Origin of the sequence: Pseudomonas sp. R43(2017) (assembly GCF_002112345.1) — a bacterium.
Classification (GTDB): domain Bacteria; phylum Pseudomonadota; class Gammaproteobacteria; order Pseudomonadales; family Pseudomonadaceae; genus Aquipseudomonas; species Aquipseudomonas kribbensis.
Genome location: NZ_NEHJ01000001.1, coordinates 493,957 through 511,252 on the forward strand (window position 1 = coordinate 493,957; position 17,296 = coordinate 511,252).

Annotated in this window: 15 protein-coding genes; 9 read left to right on the forward strand and 6 right to left on the reverse strand. The window is 60.2% G+C overall.

What is annotated here, in order from left to right:
* Positions 1–117 precede the first annotated feature (117 nt).
* Both CAG02_RS02125 and CAG02_RS02130 read right to left on the reverse strand, forming a co-directional pair.
* Positions 118–402: a hypothetical protein gene (locus tag CAG02_RS02125; RefSeq protein WP_085709797.1), complete on the reverse strand. Its 285-nt coding sequence runs from the start codon at positions 400–402 to the stop codon at positions 118–120.
* Positions 403–446: 44 nt separating this feature from the next.
* Positions 447–725 (reverse strand): hypothetical protein, encoded by a 279-nt coding sequence (locus CAG02_RS02130; protein WP_139831848.1) that lies wholly within the window; start codon positions 723–725, stop codon positions 447–449.
* A gap of 190 nt (positions 726–915) precedes the next feature.
* Here CAG02_RS02130 and CAG02_RS02135 point away from each other — a divergent pair, with 190 nt between their 5' ends.
* From CAG02_RS02135 to CAG02_RS02160, 6 genes are all read left to right on the forward strand, one after another.
* The gene (locus CAG02_RS02135; RefSeq protein WP_085709795.1) at positions 916–1,842 is read left to right on the forward strand and encodes an HTH-type transcriptional regulator ArgP; all 927 of its coding nucleotides are present in this window, start codon (positions 916–918) and stop codon (positions 1,840–1,842) included.
* A 140-nt stretch (positions 1,843–1,982) separates the two neighbouring features.
* Positions 1,983–2,330, forward strand: a complete 348-nt coding sequence (locus CAG02_RS02140) for a DUF4190 domain-containing protein (RefSeq protein WP_085709794.1) — start codon at positions 1,983–1,985, stop codon at positions 2,328–2,330.
* A 15-nt stretch (positions 2,331–2,345) separates the two neighbouring features.
* Entirely contained in the window at positions 2,346–2,798 is a 453-nt protein-coding gene (locus tag CAG02_RS02145) for a DUF805 domain-containing protein (protein ID WP_085709793.1), read from the forward strand.
* 271 nt (positions 2,799–3,069) lie between these two features.
* Positions 3,070–4,323: a multidrug efflux RND transporter periplasmic adaptor subunit MexE gene (gene mexE, locus CAG02_RS02150; RefSeq protein ID WP_085709792.1), complete on the forward strand. Its 1,254-nt coding sequence runs from the start codon at positions 3,070–3,072 to the stop codon at positions 4,321–4,323.
* A gap of 15 nt (positions 4,324–4,338) precedes the next feature.
* Positions 4,339–7,530 carry an efflux RND transporter permease subunit gene (locus CAG02_RS02155; RefSeq protein ID WP_085709791.1) on the forward strand — a complete coding sequence of 1,064 codons (3,192 nt, stop codon included), beginning with the start codon at positions 4,339–4,341 and terminating at the stop codon, positions 7,528–7,530.
* Positions 7,527–8,948, forward strand: coding sequence for an efflux transporter outer membrane subunit (locus tag CAG02_RS02160; protein WP_085709790.1), 1,422 nt, complete (start codon positions 7,527–7,529; stop codon positions 8,946–8,948). Before CAG02_RS02155 ends, CAG02_RS02160 begins: the two co-directional genes overlap by 4 nt.
* A gap of 58 nt (positions 8,949–9,006) precedes the next feature.
* Here CAG02_RS02160 and CAG02_RS02165 read toward each other — a convergent pair whose 3' ends face one another.
* The 3 genes from CAG02_RS02165 to CAG02_RS02175 are packed head-to-tail and all read right to left on the reverse strand — an operon-like array spanning position 9,007 to position 12,317.
* The gene (locus CAG02_RS02165; RefSeq protein WP_085709789.1) at positions 9,007–9,987 is read right to left on the reverse strand and encodes an HlyD family secretion protein; all 981 of its coding nucleotides are present in this window, start codon (positions 9,985–9,987) and stop codon (positions 9,007–9,009) included.
* A 4-nt stretch (positions 9,988–9,991) separates the two neighbouring features.
* Positions 9,992–10,192: a DUF1656 domain-containing protein gene (locus tag CAG02_RS02170; protein ID WP_085709788.1), complete on the reverse strand. Its 201-nt coding sequence runs from the start codon at positions 10,190–10,192 to the stop codon at positions 9,992–9,994.
* Positions 10,182–12,317, reverse strand: a complete 2,136-nt coding sequence (locus CAG02_RS02175) for an FUSC family protein (protein ID WP_085709787.1) — start codon at positions 12,315–12,317, stop codon at positions 10,182–10,184. The genes CAG02_RS02170 and CAG02_RS02175 overlap by 11 nt, the downstream gene beginning before the upstream one ends.
* 191 nt (positions 12,318–12,508) lie before the next feature.
* On the opposite strand from CAG02_RS02175, the gene CAG02_RS02180 reads away from it, so the two are divergent.
* From CAG02_RS02180 to CAG02_RS02190, 3 genes are all read left to right on the forward strand, one after another.
* Positions 12,509–13,564 (forward strand): tetratricopeptide repeat protein, encoded by a 1,056-nt coding sequence (locus CAG02_RS02180; protein ID WP_085710171.1) that lies wholly within the window; start codon positions 12,509–12,511, stop codon positions 13,562–13,564.
* A 139-nt stretch (positions 13,565–13,703) separates the two neighbouring features.
* Entirely contained in the window at positions 13,704–15,206 is a 1,503-nt protein-coding gene (locus CAG02_RS02185) for an ATPase domain-containing protein (RefSeq protein ID WP_085709786.1), read from the forward strand.
* Positions 15,203–16,873, forward strand: coding sequence for an ATP-binding protein (locus CAG02_RS02190; protein WP_085709785.1), 1,671 nt, complete (start codon positions 15,203–15,205; stop codon positions 16,871–16,873). The genes CAG02_RS02185 and CAG02_RS02190 overlap by 4 nt, the downstream gene beginning before the upstream one ends.
* A 13-nt stretch (positions 16,874–16,886) precedes the next feature.
* On the opposite strand, the gene CAG02_RS02195 is transcribed toward CAG02_RS02190, so the two are convergent.
* A complete protein-coding gene (locus tag CAG02_RS02195) occupies positions 16,887–17,264 on the reverse strand; it encodes a response regulator (protein WP_007954537.1) in 378 nt (125 codons plus the stop codon).
* Positions 17,265–17,296: the final 32 nt, after the last annotated feature.

Consider the following 17,296-nt stretch of genomic DNA (forward strand, 5'->3'; position numbering starts at 1 on the left):
CACCAATTGCCGGAAAGCCTCAGACGACAGGTGGTTCGATGGCGACTCTACTATAAAGAAACGCGGACGGGTTCATCGTCGGGGTGAAACTCTCGGCGCTCGGGATACAGGCGTGCTTCATTGCCCGGCATAGCCTTTGACCCGCATGCAATCATTGGTCAGATCGATCTGTTTTTCAGCGATAACGATGCCATCCCCCACGGCGTTGCCCATGCCGTGAGTCTGGTCGTTTGCTGCCGGCGTCGAGTGGTAACTGGCCGTTGCCGCTTTGGCCTGGTACTGGCATTCAGCTTTGTCGTGCTGGATGTCAGAGGTACTGGCGCCCGGCCTGGACCAATCATGAACAGAAGTGGCACAAGCGCTCAAAAGCATCGCGAACAACGTGAAAAAAATGAATCTCATGGCTTTCTCCATCGGTAAAAGGATTCTGATTGCGCTGTTTGCAATCACTTGCAGACGAACGTCACATGGGCGACTTCATTCTCGGGATCCAGCGGCAAGCGAGATTGAACTTCAAACTCGCCGAGTTGCTTGCCAAGCGATGCACACTTTTTGCAGGCATTGTCCAAGGCCAGCTGACGAGCCCCTGAGTGGGTGTGTCTCGATAGCAGAGCATTCGCCGACGCCTGATATTCGTAGGGTCCGAGCTTCAAGTCGTGGGACTGCCAGATATAGTTGCCGACCAATGCGACTGCGCTCACAGCAATAATCATGTTGAGTTTCATGGCAGGCATCGGTCGCTGGACATTTCATTCCTCATAACGCTCACCCCTGAGTGGTCAATAGCGCAACGTCTGTGCGGGTCTGAATCGGTCAGATCGCGGTGATGGGATGATTGAGCAGTTCGGTACCTAGATGAAGAAAAACGAAGTATCTTTCAGTGCGGATTAGAAAAACTTAACGAGACTGGCGGCCATGCAACTCGATGCAAAACAGATGCAGGCGTTCCTTGCCGTGGTCGACAGCGGCAGTTTCGAAAAGGCCGCGGAACGGCTCAACGTGACGCCGTCGGCGGTCTCGCAACGGATACACGCACTGGAAGTTCGCCTCGGCAGCTCAGTTGTAGTGCGCGGGCGACCCTGCGAACCCACTCAGGCGGGAAGAAAGCTGATGCTCTATCTTCGCCGTGCGACGGTGCTCGAAGAGGAACTCCTCAACGACTTGACCGGTGACGAAAAAGACCATCTGCGGGTTGTCATCGCTGTCAACGGTGACACGCTGGCGACCTGGTTTTTCCCTGCGCTGGCCGAGATATTCGTCAGCGAAAAAATCCTGCTCGACGTCGTGGTCGACGATCAGGACCACACCTATGCATTACTGGAAAGTGGCCAGGTCATTGGTTGCATCGGCACGCGCTCACAGCCGATGCGAGGATGTTTTGCAGAGTTGCTGGGGTCAGTACGCTACCAATTGGTGGCATCGCCCGCCTTTCAGGAGCGTTGGTTTGCCAAGGGGCTGACCCGCACGGCTGCACGCAAGGCACCGGTTTTCGCTTATTCGCGCAAGGACACTTTACAGTCTGATTTCATGCGGTCGCGTTTCGGTCTGCAGGCAGATGCTTATCCGACCCATTACCTGTCACTTCCCGAAGCACGCCTCAAAGCCATTCGTCGTGGCCTCGGATACGGGATGGTGCCGTACATGCAGGTAAGCGACCTGCTGAAAAATCGGGAGCTGGTGGATTTGGCACCCGGCCATTTCACTGATGTAGCGCTTTATTGGCACGCCTGGGACCTGCAGTCAGCGCGCATGGAAATGCTCTCCGAACGTGCAGTACATGCCGCGCGACGCATCCTGAACAGCAAAGAGCCGGTGAAGCGCTCGACCATGCCGAAGAAATGACTGGCGCAGAAAACCCTGTCATTTCGGTGTGCCGCGCGAGTGCTGGCAAAGTGCCTAATGACAAATCCCGCAATAAAGTTTAACTTGTCGCCGCCCCGATTGATGTCAGGTCGGGCATTCGCACTCAGTTAAGGAAAACGATGGCAATGGTCTATTGTCGTGCTTGCGCCAAGGAGCTACACGAAACGGCGCTCACTTGCCCCCAATGCGGGGCTCCTCAGCAGGCCCCAGTGCCGCAAACGCAAGCCGAAATGCCTTGGCTGGCCATCGTTTCGTTGATCCTCGGAATTATCAGCGCACTCACCCTGTTTGATGACTCCGAATGGGACAGGGACGCGATTGTCGGTGTGGGATTTCTCAGCATCGCGGGTCTCATTTGCGGCATTGTCTGTATCAACCAAAAACATCCAGGAAGAAACCTCGCGATTGCCGGCATTATCTTGTCAGGCATTGCCGCGTTCGTTTTGTCCTGTCTATCGATTGAATAATTTTAGGGAAAAAATATGAGCATGGTTTTCTGCCGCGGTTGCGCCAAGGAAATTAGCAGCCTGGCCGTGGCTTGCCCGCAATGCGGCGCACCTCAGGCGACCCAGCCGTCCTTTGCAAGCGGTCCCGCCATCGCGACGGGCAACCCTTACATGGAAGCGCTGAAGAACTACGCCGAATTCAAGGGTCGCGCCACCCGCCGCGAGTACTGGATGTTCATTCTGATCAACATGGGTATCTGCATTGTCATCGGTGTTCTCGATGCAATGTTCAATACCAAGGGCATCCTTTACAACCTGTACAGCCTGGCGATGTTGCTGCCAAGCATCGCCGTCGGTGCGCGCCGCATGCACGACACCGACCGTAGCGGCTGGTGGTTGCTGCTGCCGATCGTCAACCTGGTGTTTCTGGTGCAGGACAGCCAGCCAGGTCCGAACCGCTTCGGGCCGAACCGCAAAGGCGTGAACTGAGTCACTGCGCAACACGCTGATCGAGACGGCCGCCATGGCCGTCTCTTTGCATCTGCCGCAAAGAATTCCTGTCGATCTCATCCTTGCAGGTCGCGCAACACAGATTTGTCATCGACCATATTGATAGCCCCCTAACGAAAGGTGCATGCTAGAGGGCTTCGCTCGGTCTTATATCATTCCGAATGATAGTTACCTTCGTGTCATTCGATTCGTTTGCTATCTACCTGCCGAGCATCATCCGCCCATCTTCAATACATTGGCGGATGCATCCATGGAACAATCACTCAAACATTTGCGCTTCCCGTTGGCTCTGTTGGCCGTGATGGTGATGAGCGCCTGCGGCAAGACTCCAGAAACCGCCGCCGCCATGCCTGCTGCCAAGGTCAGCGTGGCCAAGGTGCTGGAACAACCGGTCAACGAGTGGGACGAATTCACCGGGCGCCTCGAGGCGCCGGAAACCGTTGAAATCCGTCCGCGGGTCTCCGGCCAGATCGACGAGGTCGCCTTCACCGAAGGTGCACTGGTCAAGAAAGGCGACCTGTTGTTCCAGATCGACCCGCGTCCGTTCCAGGCCGAGGTTCGTCGCCTTGAAGCCCTCGTAGCCCAGGCTCGCGCCAACGCCACTCGCAGTGAAAACGAAGCCGGCCGTGGCGAACGCCTGCGTGCCAGTAACGCCATCTCTGCCGAACTGGCTGACTCGCGCACCAGCGCCGCACAAGAGGCACGCGCCGCCGTGGGTGCACTGCAAGCGCAGCTGGATCTGGCCAAACTGAACCTGAGTTTCACCCGTGTAACCGCACCGATCAGTGGCCGCGTCAGCCGTGCAGAGATCACCGCCGGTAACCTGGTGACCGCCGACACCACCCCGTTGACCAGCGTGGTTTCCACCGACAAGGTCTATGCCTACTTCGACGCGGATGAGCGTGTATTCCTCAAATACACCCAACTCGCCCGTCAAGGTCAGCGCGGCGCGACCACTCCGGTGTACATGGGCCTGTCCAACGAAGACGGCAACCCGCACCTGGGCCAGATGAACTTCGTCGACAACCAGGTCAACCCGAAGACCGGCACCATTCGTGGTCGCGCCGTGTTCGACAACAGCGACGGCACCTACACCCCGGGTCTGTATGCGCGTCTGAAACTGGTCGGCAGCGGCACCTACAACGCCATGCTGATCAACGACGAAGCGGTCGGCACCGACCTCGGCAAAAAGTTCGTGCTGGTGATGGATGGCGACAACAAGACCGCCTACCGCGCCGTCGAGCTCGGTCCGAAGATCGAAGGCCTGCGTATCGTGCGCAGCGGCCTGAACAAGGACGACACGATCATCGTCAAGGGTCTGCAACGGGTTCGTCCTGGCTCTCCGGTTTCCCCTGAAGTGATCCCGATGGCCAGCGAGCAAACCATTGCCGCTCTCGCTCAACAACGACAAGCGCTGGAAGCCAGCAACCTGCCCAAAGTCGCACCTGCCAAAGGCGCGTCTGGATCGGTTGTGAAACTGGCTGCTGCGACCCCACGCGGTTAAGGGACGACAACTCCGATGAATTTTTCCCAATTCTTCATTTCACGGCCGATCTTCGCAGCGGTGCTTTCGCTGCTGATCCTGATCGCCGGCGCTATCTCGCTGTTCCAGTTGCCGATCAGCGAATACCCGGAAGTCGTGCCGCCCACCGTGGTGGTACGTGCCAACTTCCCGGGTGCCAACCCAAAAGTCATCGGTGAAACCGTGGCCGCTCCACTGGAGCAAGCCATCACCGGCGTCGAGAACATGCTGTACATGTCCTCGCAGTCGACCGCCGACGGCAAGATCACCCTGACCATCACCTTCGCCCTGGGTACCGACCTGGACAACGCGCAGGTGCAGGTGCAGAACCGCGTGACCCGGACCGAGCCGAAACTTCCAGAAGAAGTGACACGGATCGGTATCACCGTCGACAAGGCTTCGCCCGACCTGACCATGGTCGTGCACTTGACCTCGCCGGACAAACGCTACGACATGCTGTACCTGTCCAACTACGCAATCCTCAACATCAAGGATGAGCTCGCTCGCCTCGGTGGTGTCGGTGACGTGCAGCTGTTCGGTATGGGCGATTACTCGCTGCGTGTGTGGCTCGATCCGAACAAGACCGCTTCGCGCAATCTGACGGCCACTGATGTGGTGACCGCGATTCGTGAACAGAACCGTCAGGTCGCCGCCGGCCAGTTGGGCGCGCCCCCTGCCCCGAATGCCCAGAGCTTCCAGCTGTCGGTCAACACTCAGGGCCGTCTGGTCTCCGAGGAAGAGTTCGAGAACATCATCATTCGCGCAGGCGATAACGGTGAAATCACTCGCCTGAAGGATATTGCCCGCGTCGAACTGGGTTCCAGCCAGTACGCCCTGCGTTCGCTGCTGAACAACCAGCCGGCCGTGGCGATCCCGATCTTCCAGCGTCCGGGCTCCAACGCCATCGAGATCTCGAACGAAGTTCGCGGCAAGATGGAAGAACTGAAGAAAAGCTTCCCGCAAGGCATGGACTACAGCATCGTCTATGACCCGACGATCTTCGTGCGCGGCTCCATCGAGGCGGTGGTCCACACCCTCTTCGAAGCACTGATCCTCGTGGTTCTGGTGGTGATCCTGTTCCTGCAGACCTGGCGCGCCTCGATCATTCCGTTGGTGGCGGTGCCGGTATCGTTGATCGGTACGTTTGCGGTGATGCACTTGTTCGGCTTCTCGCTCAACGCCCTGTCGCTGTTCGGCCTGGTACTGGCGATCGGTATCGTGGTGGACGACGCCATCGTGGTGGTGGAGAACGTCGAGCGGAACATCGAACTGGGGCTCAATCCCTTCGATGCGACCAAAAAGGCCATGGGTGAAGTGACCGGCCCGATCATTGCCACGGCGCTGGTGCTGTGTGCGGTGTTCGTACCGGCGGCATTCATCTCGGGCCTGACGGGACAGTTCTACAAGCAGTTCGCACTGACCATCGCGATCTCGACCGTGATCTCGGCCTTCAACTCGCTGACCCTGTCGCCGGCGCTGGCCGCTGTGTTGCTCAAAGGTCACGACGCGCCGAAAGACCGCTTCTCGCGGGTGCTGGACAAGATCTTCGGTGGCTGGCTGTTCCGTCCGTTCAACCGCTTCTTCGACCGCGCCAGTCATGGCTACGTCGGCACCGTGCGCCGGGTCATCCGTGGCAGCGGCATCGCCCTCTTCCTGTACGCAGGCCTGATGGTGCTGACCTTCTTCGGTTTCTCCAGCACGCCGACCGGTTTCGTACCCGGCCAGGACAAGCAATACCTGGTGGCCTTCGCGCAACTGCCGGACGCCGCGAGCCTGGACCGTACCGAAGACGTGATCAAGCGCATGTCCGACCTGGCGCTGAAACAGCCGGGCGTGGAAAGCGCCGTAGCGTTCCCGGGCCTGTCGATCAACGGCTTCACCAACAGCCCGAACGCCGGCATCGTGTTCGTGACCCTGAAACCGTTCGACGAGCGTAAAGACCCGAGCATGTCCGCCGGTGCGATTGCCGGGGCCCTGAACGGCCAATACGCGAACATCCAGGAAGCGTACATGGCGATCTTCCCGCCGCCGCCGGTACAAGGTCTGGGCACCATCGGTGGTTTCCGCCTGCAAATCGAAGACCGGGGCAACCTGGGCTACGAAGAGCTGTACAAGGAAACCATGAACATCATTGCCAAGAGCCATAACGTTCCGGAACTGGCCAACCTGTTCACCAGCTACACCGTGAACGTTCCGCAGGTCGATGCCGCCATCGACCGGGAAAAAGCCAAGACCCACGGCGTGGCCGTCAGCGACATCTTCGACACCCTGCAGATCTACCTGGGTTCGCTGTATGCCAACGACTTCAACCGCTTCGGGCGCACCTATCAGGTCAACGTTCAGGCCGAGCAGCAGTTCCGCCTCGAATCCGACCAGATCGGCCAGCTGAAAGTACGCAACAACAAGGGCGAAATGATCCCGCTGGCGACCTTCATCAAGGTCAGCGACACCTCGGGCCCGGATCGCGTGATGCACTACAACGGCTTCATCACTGCTGAAATCAACGGAGCCGCAGCCCCGGGCTACAGCTCCGGCCAGGCCGAAAAAGCCATCGAGAAACTGCTCAAGGATGAACTTCCGAACGGCATGACCTACGAATGGACCGACCTGACCTATCAGCAGATTCTGTCCGGCAACACCGCGCTGTTCGTGTTCCCGCTCTGCGTACTGCTGGCGTTCCTGGTGCTCGCCGCTCAATACGAAAGCTGGAGCCTGCCACTGGCGGTGATCCTGATCGTACCGATGACCCTGCTGTCGGCGATCACCGGCGTGATCATCTCCGGCGGCGACAACAACATCTTCACCCAGATCGGTTTGATCGTACTGGTGGGCCTGGCCTGTAAGAACGCGATTCTGATCGTCGAGTTCGCCAAGGACAAACAGCAGGAAGGTCTCGATCCGCTGGCCGCTGTACTGGAAGCCTGCCGTCTGCGTCTGCGGCCGATCCTGATGACCTCGTTCGCGTTCATCATGGGTGTGGTGCCACTGGTGTTCTCCAGCGGTGCCGGTGCCGAGATGCGTCACGCCATGGGTGTGGCGGTGTTCTCCGGGATGCTCGGGGTGACCTTCTTCGGTCTGCTGCTGACGCCAGTGTTCTATGTACTGATCCGCAACTTCGTGGAACGCAGTGAAGCCCGCAAAGCGGCCAAGGCGCAGAATCTTCCACAGCAACTGGAGGCGCACCAATGAGTCTGAAAGTCTTCCTGCCGAGCCTGCTGGTACTGGCCTTGAGCGCCTGTGCAGTCGGTCCCGACTACAAGACCCCAGCCACGGAGGCGGCCAACATCACGGCCGCCACCGACGGCGCCGCCGGCCAGAAGAACTTTGACCGTTCGAAATTCGAAGGCATCTGGTGGCAGCAGTTCGACGACCCGACCCTCAACCAGTTGGTGACTCAATCGCTGCAGGGTAACCGTCAACTGCGCGTCGCCTTTGCCCGCTGGAAAGCGGCCCGGGCGATCCGCGACGACGTCAGCAACGATGCGATGCCGACCATCACCAGCCGCGCCAGCAGCAATCTGGGCAAAGGGCAGATTCCCGGCCAGACCACCCAACGGGTCAACAGCGAACGCTATGACCTGGGTCTGGACATGGCCTGGGAGGTCGATCTGTTTGGTCGCATCCAGCGCAACCTGGAAGCCAGCGAAGCCGATCAGCAGGCTGCCGAAGCCGATCTGTACCAGTTGCAAGTCACCATGATTGCCGAACTGGTGGACGCGTACGGTCAACTGCGTGGCGCCCAGCTGCGGGAAAAGATCGCCGTGGCCAACCTGGAAAACCAGCAGGAGTCGCGCAAGATCACCATCAGCCTGCGTGACGCCGGCGTGGGCGATCAGCTCGATGTCGAGCGCGCCGATGCCCGTCTGGCCTCGGTCGAAGCCAGCGTGCCGCAATTGCAGGCGGAGCAGGTTCGGCAGAAAAACCGCATCGCCACCCTGCTGGGTGAACGTCCGGACAAGCTGACCGTCGACCTGAGCCCGAAAGACTTGCCAGCCATTGCCAAGGCATTGCCGATCGGTAACCCGGGCGAACTGCTGCAACGTCGCCCGGACATCCTCAGCGCCGAACGCAAACTGGCTTCCGCCACGGCGCGTATCGGTGTGGCCAAAGCCGACCTGTTCCCACGGGTCAGCCTCAGCGGCTTCCTTGGCTGGACCGCCGGGCGTGGTTCGCAGATCGGTTCCTCGGCGGCCAACGCCTGGGCGCTGGGCCCGAGCATCACCTGGGCGGCGTTCGACCTTGGCAGCGTACGTGCCCGCTTGCGCGGTGCCGACGCCGATGCCGAAGGCGCACTGGCAACCTACGAGCAACAAGTGCTGCTGGCCCTGGAAGAGTCGGAAAACGCCTTCAGCGATTACGGCAAGCGTCAGCAACGGTTGATCTCGCTGATCCGCCAGAGCGAATCCAGCCGCAAGGCTGCCGACCTGGCTGAGATCCGCTACCGCGAAGGCACCACCGATTTCCTGGTGCTGCTCGACGCCCAGCGTGAACGCCTGAACGCCGAAGACAGCCAGGCACAGGCCGAAGTGGATCTGTATCGCGGCATCGTCGCGATCTACAAGGCTCTCGGTGGCGGCTGGCAACCGGAAACGGTCGCCAGCAAGTAACAGGTTTTTAAAGAGCTCCTTTGGTTGGCCGCAACCAACCAATTTTTTGCCCCGCGTATCATTCGGTCGCGGGGCTTTTTTGTGCCTGTCTTTCGTGATTCTCCAGAACGGTGACGGTGGCGGTGGTACCTGCCCTGAGGCGATCCTTGCCTGCATAGTCCGGGTCGATGCCAATCCGCACCGGCACCCGTTGTGCCAGCTTCACCCAGGTGTAACTGGGGTTGATGTTGGCCAGCAATCGACTGCCCGGCGCGTTTTCCCGGTCGGCGATGGCGAAGGCGATGCTTTGCACGGTACCGCCGAACTTCTCACCGCTCATCAACTCGATCCGTACCCTGTCGCCCTCCTCGATCCGTGGCAGCTTGGTCTCCTCGAAATAACCACTGACGTAGAACGAGTCGCTGTCCACCAGTGCCAGCAATGCGCCGCCGGCCACCGCGTAGTCGCCCTGCCGGGTCAACAGGTTGGTGACGTAGCCGCTGACCGGCGATTCGACTCGGGTACGCTGCAAATCCAGTTCCGCCTGGGTCAGTGCCGCAATAGCCAGTTGAACGTTGGCTTCAGCCAATCCCAGATTCGCTTGATTACGCAGCAGATCAGCCTGGGCCACGGCCACGTCGGTGCTGGACTTTTCCCACTCTTCACCCGAAATCGCGAAGCCCTGTTTGAGCGTGCGTCTGCGTCGCTCCTCACTCTCGCGCTGTTTCAGCAAGGCCTCACTGGCCACGATGGACGCCCGGGATTGACCCAAGGTGGCCTTGGCCACCTCCACCGAACGTTTGGCATGCTCGACCGCCAGGCTGTAGCGAGCCGGGTCGATTTCCAGCAGCAGTTGCCCCTTTTCAACGTGCTGATTGTCCTGCACCGCCAGACTGACGATCCGCCCCGAGACATCCGCCGACAGGGTCACCACGTCTGCCCTCACCCGTGCATCCCGCGTCCAGGGCGCACGGGTGTAATGCTCCCAGGCGAACCAGCCCAGCACGATGGCCAGCAGCACCACAGCCAATGTCGTCAATCGAGTGAGCAACGTCTTCAAGGCATCAGGCTCCCATCAACAGAATCAATGTGGCGCAAACACAGGCGTACAACGCGCCCTCGAACAGCGCTTCATGCCAGACCAGCCGCAGCACGCCGAGGCGGCGCAACACCCAGTCCAGTAACAAAAAGACCGGTATGGCGAGGATCAGTGCCTGGGCGATTGGCGGCAGGTAGACGCCGCCAATCTCGAAATCAATAGGCAAGGACGGGTTCTCCTTCAGGGACGTTGTGTTGCAGATATTCACCGTGACGCTCAAGGAACGAGACGACGATCAACAGCGCCACACGCATGCGGAACACTGACCACAGGTGCTCGTGCGTGGCGGCATGCAGGTCATCCAGCTCGTCACCGAGCGCATGTAACGTCGCCAGCAAGGCTGGCAGGTGCACATCCGGGCGGCCAGCGACGAAGCGGCCGGTCTGGCGCAAAGCGGCCGTCAGTTGCCGGCCGAAGGTGTCCGTCAGCAAAGCGTTGCCCTGCACCTGCTGCCTGAGCTGGTGAATGGCGACACCGAGCGCCACACAGGCGAGGCTGATTTCATAGCGTCGTTGCATGTCCGGATCATTGGCTGCCGGCAACAGACCCAGCATGGTGGTCAGGCGGTCAACCATGCGGCTTTCGAACGCGAATTGCTCTGCGTCCGTGGCGGGCGATTGGGTCAGTTGATACACCTGCTCCCGTGCTTCGTTGTAGAACCGACGGATTCGCAACACCGGCCGGAACGGAAAGATCCACGCATAGACGATCAGGGCCAGCATCGCCGCACTGACGTAGGCACCGGCAAACTCGAACCATTGAATGGCGGTGTTCTGCCCGGTGCCGACGTTCTGCGGGCCGAGCATCAGGAAACTCGACAAGCCCAGCCCCATGCCGATGCCCGCCGTGGCCGGGCTGGCCAGTCCCACCGCGATCACATAAAGCAGTGGAGCCAGCAATAACGCCAGCCATTCGAAGTCGTTGACCGCCGGTACCAGCATGAATTGATACAACGCCGAAACCACCAGTGCCAGGCCCAGTCCCCGGGCGTAGCTCTGCGCGGCGATCAAGGGGCGCGGGAACGTTGCCATCAGCGAACACAGAATCCCCACCAGAATCATCCCGCCACGGGCACCGTCCCAGGCGGTTTCGATCCAGATCAGCCCGGCCACCAGCAATGCACTGAAGGCCCGGATGGCATTCATCGTCGCCAGGGTGAAGTCCAGGTGCAGCGGGCTGGACTGGCCACGGAACATGCAACTGGCCTCTCGGCCGTCCTGTATGGCTTCACTCAGTTCGAGGATCTGCTCCAGTTGTTGCAGCAGCCGCGCCTGCTCCCAGCGCAGGGCCCATGCCAGCGAACGCAAGGTTGCGCTCATGTCCTCGGTCAACTGTTCAGCCCTGTAGGCCAGCGCTTCGAATTGTTGCTGCAGGACAACCAGCTGATGCCTCATGTCTTCCGGCAGTGAACGCCCGTACTGTGCCAGTTGATCAAGAAACGCCAGTTCATCGGCACGCAAGCGCTGGACCTCCAGCGGCAGATCCCCGTCCCAGCGTTCGGTCAGCAACTGCCGCTGATGACGCAGTGCTGTCAGGCGCGAAGTCAGCAGCATCAGTTGATTGCCCAGCATCAGCACCAGATTGTTGGCACTGCGCAGGCGCGGAGCATCGAAATACAGATGACGACGCAAGCCTTCCAGGGCGCTGATTTCGCCGAGCAGCTGCATTTGTCGGCGCTGGAATTCGGTTTCGCTTTCCTCGGTGCGAATCACCGCAGCGGCATGGGTGGCGACCAGTTTGATCACCTGATCGACTTTGGCGAAGTAGTTGCGCGAAACCGCCTCCGGACGGGCCGTCAACAGGCTGACGACACAGACGCAGGCCACCGCCAGCAGGGTTTCGGTCACCCGGGTAACCGCCAGCAGGAAGGTGCCGTCCTGGTCCGGAATGGCCAGCAGCGCCACCACCACAGCGGTGTAGCCACTGAGCACGAACGCCTGGGAACTGGTGTAGCGCAGCAAGGTGCCGCCGGCCGTGCACAGCGCCAGCCACAGCGCCAGGGTTGTGATGAACGGCAAAGGCGCCTGAGGGAAAATCGCCATGATCAGCACCGCCACCGCAGCGCCCAGCGTGGTGCCGATAACCTGACCGAAACTCCGGGCCAGCGCCATCCCGGCCAGCGGCTGACTGATGATGACCACTGCCATGATCGACCATTTGGGTTGATCCAGATCGAACAGGAACGCCAGGTACAACGTCAGCAACCCGGCTGCAATGGTGCGCAGGGCAAACAGCAACACGGCCTGACCGGGATGGATCACCGTCTTGAAATAATTGAGCAGGGCTTGCATGAACGCACTCGTCAAAGGAACTTCACCAAGCGTAGTCACTGCATCGAAAGCTCGACGGCTTCCGGGGCCGACAGATGTTGTAGGGATATTCATCCTCAGTCGCGTGACATATCGGGCAGATTGTTTGACTCAAGGCGTCAGCTGACCGAAGCTTGCCCCTCTGCGTCAATATGAAAGCTTCGGATACCTGCATGCCTCAGTCCCGCCGCTACGTGTTCATCAGCCTTGGCCTTGTGCTTGTCCTTCTGGTTGCCTGGCTGTCGCTACGCAGCACCGCTCCCGTGGTGCCGGAAGCCATCAAGCATGGCTACAGTGAAGCGCTGGCCGCCGCCCGGGCCGGCCAGCCGGGCGCGGCGCGGGTTTTGTACCAGCAACTGGGACGCCCGGATCTTTCAGTCAAGCGGCGCGTCTGGCTGCATGCCGAGCTGCCGAACTACCCGAGCCCGCAAGCGTTGAAACTGGCCGATGCCGATCTGCAGAACGAATCCCCCGACGTGCGAATGGCGGCGATCAGGAGCGTGACCGGTCTGGTGCCGGGTGGCCAGCGCAGCCTGTTGCTTGGCCCGTTGCTCGACGATGAGGACCAGAACGTTCGTTTTGCCGCGATCAACGCCCTGCTCGGCCTGTCGCCGGACCAGTTGGGCCTGTACTTCGCGCCGTTGCAGCAAGGCATCGACGTGTGGGAAGAGGCGCTCAAGCATCAGCCGGAGAGCGCCGCCAACCATGCGCAGCTGGCGCGTCTGTACCTGCACAATGCCGAGCTCAAACAGGCGCAGGATGCCCTTGAGCAGACTCTGCGCCTGGATCCCGCCAACCTGCCGGCGCTGGTGATGCAGATCGAGGTGCTCGACCGCCAGGGCCAGAGCGACGCCGCCCGGCAACTGCTGGCTCGACAGCTGAAGGCCCAACCCGACTCCGCCTACCTGCAACATGCCCTGGGTCTGTGGCTGCTCCATCACGATCAACGGGAATTCGCCCTGCTTGGCCTGTCCAAGGCCGTGGAGCTGGAACCCGACAACAAGGACTATCGCTACGACCTCGCCACCACGCTGCACAGCGCCGAGGAACTCGAAGCGGCGCAGAAACAATTGCAGGAAATCGTTCAACGTCATCCGGCCGACCGCAAGGCACGGGTGCTGCTGATCAGTTACTGGAAAGAAAGTGGTCAGCTACAGAACGTGCAGGTGCTGCTGGCCCAGCTCGAGCAGATGAACCCGGACGACCCCTCGTTGCAGCAGGGTCTTTGAACGAGTTCTGACAGGCTCCATGACACACTCGGAAAGAAATTCGGAACCGCCCTCTCGGCAAAGGGTCAAGTAAACAGGCAGCCCGCAAAGGCGTACACCGCCCGCTGCCTCGTTTCCCCTAGTCATGAGAGGGCATTTTTTGTCTACATCGAATGAGTTGATCAGCGCAAAAGCCGCCACGGGCATCGAAGGTCTGGACGACATCCTGGCCGGTGGTCTCTCTCGCAGTCATGTTTTCCTGCTGGAGGGCGAGCCCGGTACCGGTAAAACCACGGTGGCGTTGCATTTTCTCCTCGCCGGTGCCCGTGCCGGAGAACGCTCGCTGTACATCACGCTCTCCGAAACCGAGCGCGAACTGCGCCAGGGTGCGGCATCCCACGGCTGGGACTTGAATGAAAACATCGAGATTTTCGAGCTGACACCGCCGGAAAGCCTGCTCAATGCCGAGCATCAACAGAGCCTTTTGTACTCTTCTGATCTGGAGCTGGGCGAAGCCACCAAACAGATTTTTGAAGTGGTCGAGCGCTTCAAGCCGACCCGGGTGGTGCTCGACAGCCTGTCGGAAATCCGACTGTTGGCGCAAAGTTCTCTGCGCTATCGCCGGCAGATTCTGGCGATCAAGCACTACTTCGTGCGCTATGACGCGACGGTGCTGCTGCTGGATGACCTGACCACCGAATCCCTCGACAAGACCGTCCACAGCGTGGCCCACGGCGTCATCCGCCTCGAAGAACTGACCCCCAACTACGGCGCCGAACGCCGACGCGTGCGGGTGATCAAGTATCGCGGCCAGAAATATCGCGGCGGTTTTCACGACTTCACCATCATGGGCGATGGCGTGCATGTCTTTCCGCGTCTGGTGGCAGCCGAACACCGCGGCGACTATCCCCGCCTGCAACTGACCAGTGGAATCGCTGAGATGGACGCGCTGCTGGGCGGCGGCATCGAGACCGGTTCCAGCACGTTGATCCTCGGTCCGGCCGGTACTGGCAAATCGCTGATCTCGATGATCTTTGCCGCTGCCGCAGTCGCACGGGGTGAGAAAGCGGCGCTGTTCATTTTCGACGAGGAACTGGGCCTGCTGTTCGAGCGCATGAAGAACATCGGTATCGACCTCAAAGCCCTGCAAGCCACCGGCAATCTGCTGATCGAGCAGGTCGACGCGGCCGAACTGTCCCCAGGCGAGTTCTCTCACCGGGTACGACGCTGTGTCGATGAAGCCGACATCAAGACCGTAGTGATCGACAGCATCAACGGCTATCAAGCCGCAATGCCGGAAGAAAACGCCCTGGTCCTGCACATGCACGAACTGCTGCTGTACCTGAACCGCAAGGGCGCCGCGACTTTCATGACCGTCGCCCAGCACGGACTGGTCGGCGACATGCAGGCGCCGGTGGACATCACCTATCTGGCCGACACGGTCATCCTGCTGCGTTACTTCGAAGCCCTCGGCAAGGTGCGCCGGGCGATTTCGATCATCAAGAAACGCACCGGCAGCCACGAATCGACCATCCGTGAATACCGGATTTCCACCCAGGGCATGACCATCGGCGAACCGCTGGAAGCCTTCCAGGGTGTGCTGCGCGGTGTGCCCACGTACCTCGGCGCGAGCAATCCGCTGCTCAAGGAAGACAACTTGTGACTGTCACCGTCCCGCTGTCCGAACGGGCGCTGATTCTGGCGCCCCTGGGTCGCGACAGCCAGATTGCGCTGATGATCCTCAACGAGGCCGGTTACGGCGGCCTGATCACCCCCGACCTGGGAAACCTGTGCAGTGAACTGGAGCCCGGCGCAGGCCTGTTGCTGATTGCCGCCGAAGCCCTCAATGGCCCGAACCTGGAAGGCCTGCTGGCCTATCTGAAGCAACAACCGGCATGGTCGGATCTGCCCATCGTTTTGTTCACTCATCATGGCGGGGCCGAGCAAGGTCCGTCTTCGCGTCTCAGTGAATTGCTGGGCAACGTGACATTCCTTGAACGCCCTTTTCATCCGGCAACCCTGATCAGTCTGGTTTCTACAGCCTTGCGCGGTCGACGACGACAGTACGAGGCCCGTGACCGTCTGATCGATCTGAGCGAAAGCGAGCGACGTCTGCAATCGACCCTCGAAACCCTCGAGCAACAAGTCGAGGAACGCACCGCGCAACTGCGGCACAACGAAGAAGCGCTGCGCCAGTCGCAGAAGATGGAAGCGGTCGGTCAGCTCACCGGCGGAATCGCCCACGACTTCAATAACATGCTGACCGGGATCATCGGCAGTCTGGAACTGTTGCGCCGGCGTCTTGCCCGTGGCCGGACAGATGATCTCGACAGCCTGATCGATCTAGGCGTGACCTCCGCCAACCGCGCGGCGGGCCTGACTCACCGTCTGCTGGCGTTTTCCCGCCGACAGTCGCTGGATTCCAAAGCGGTGCAGATGAATGATCTGGTGCAATCGATGGGTGAGCTGCTGCAGCGCAGCCTGAACGAAAGCATCCAGCTGGACATGCGTTTGCATGAACAATTGTGGGTGGCCGAGGCCGACCCGAATCAACTGGAAAGCGCCCTGCTCAACCTGGTGATCAACGCCCGGGATGCGATGCCCGACGGTGGCAATCTGGTAGTCGAAACGGGCAATCAGGTGCTGGATCGTGATTTCACCGCGAGCTACAGCAATCTGCAACCCGGCGACTATGTCGTCCTGAGCGTAACCGACAACGGCTGCGGCATGCCGCAGAGCGTGATCAACCGCGCGTTCGATCCGTTTTTCACTACCAAACCCATCGGTCAGGGCACCGGGCTGGGTCTGTCGATGATCTATGGCTTCAGCAAGCAGTCCGGCGGGCATGTGTCGATCGACAGCGAAATTGATCAGGGCACCACGGTCAAACTCTATCTGCCGCGCTTCCAGGGTGAGTCCCTGCCCCACACCCCGATGGATACAGAACAGACTCCGGACGCCCTGGAAGGCGAAACCGTGCTGATCGTCGAAGACGACCCGGCCGTACGCGTGCTGGTCAGCGCCGTATTGAGCGAGTTGGGTTATGGATTTGTCGAAGCCAGCGACGCCGACGGTGCCGTGCCCATCCTGGACTCGGCGCAGCGCATTGATCTGCTGATCAGCGACGTCGGTCTGCCGGGCATGAACGGCCGGCAACTGGCGGAAATCGGCCGACAATACCGGCCGGAATTGAAAGTGCTGTTCATCACCGGCTATGCCGAGCACGCAGCGGTGCGCGGCGGATTCCTCGACCCTGGCATGCAGATGATCACCAAACCCTTCACCTTCGATCTGTTGACGGCGAAGGTGCGGGAGATGATCAAGAGCTGAGGCGGTTGACGCCTCAGGCCAGCAGTTCCTGAATCTTTTCCTGCAACACGTCCAGGTCGAACGGTTTTTCCAGGATCGGCGCCCGGCGGGTGATCGGGCTGCCGGTCTCGCGGATTTCCTGCGGATAGCCGCTGATGAAGATCACCTTCAGGTCAGGACGCAATTTGACGGCGGGTTCGGCGATCTGCACGCCGGAAATTCCGCCCGGCAAGCGAAAATCGGTAATCAACATGTCCAGATGCGGCTTGCTCGCCAGAATCTCGAACGCCTGCTCGCCGTTTTCGGCCTGCAATACGCGATAGCCCTGGCCTGACAAATAATCGGTCAGGACCATCAGGATCACCGGTTCGTCCTCGACGACGAGTACTACATCTTGTGCATCTACGCTCATGGGAAGCCTTTGTTCGGTCAATAGCTGCTGAT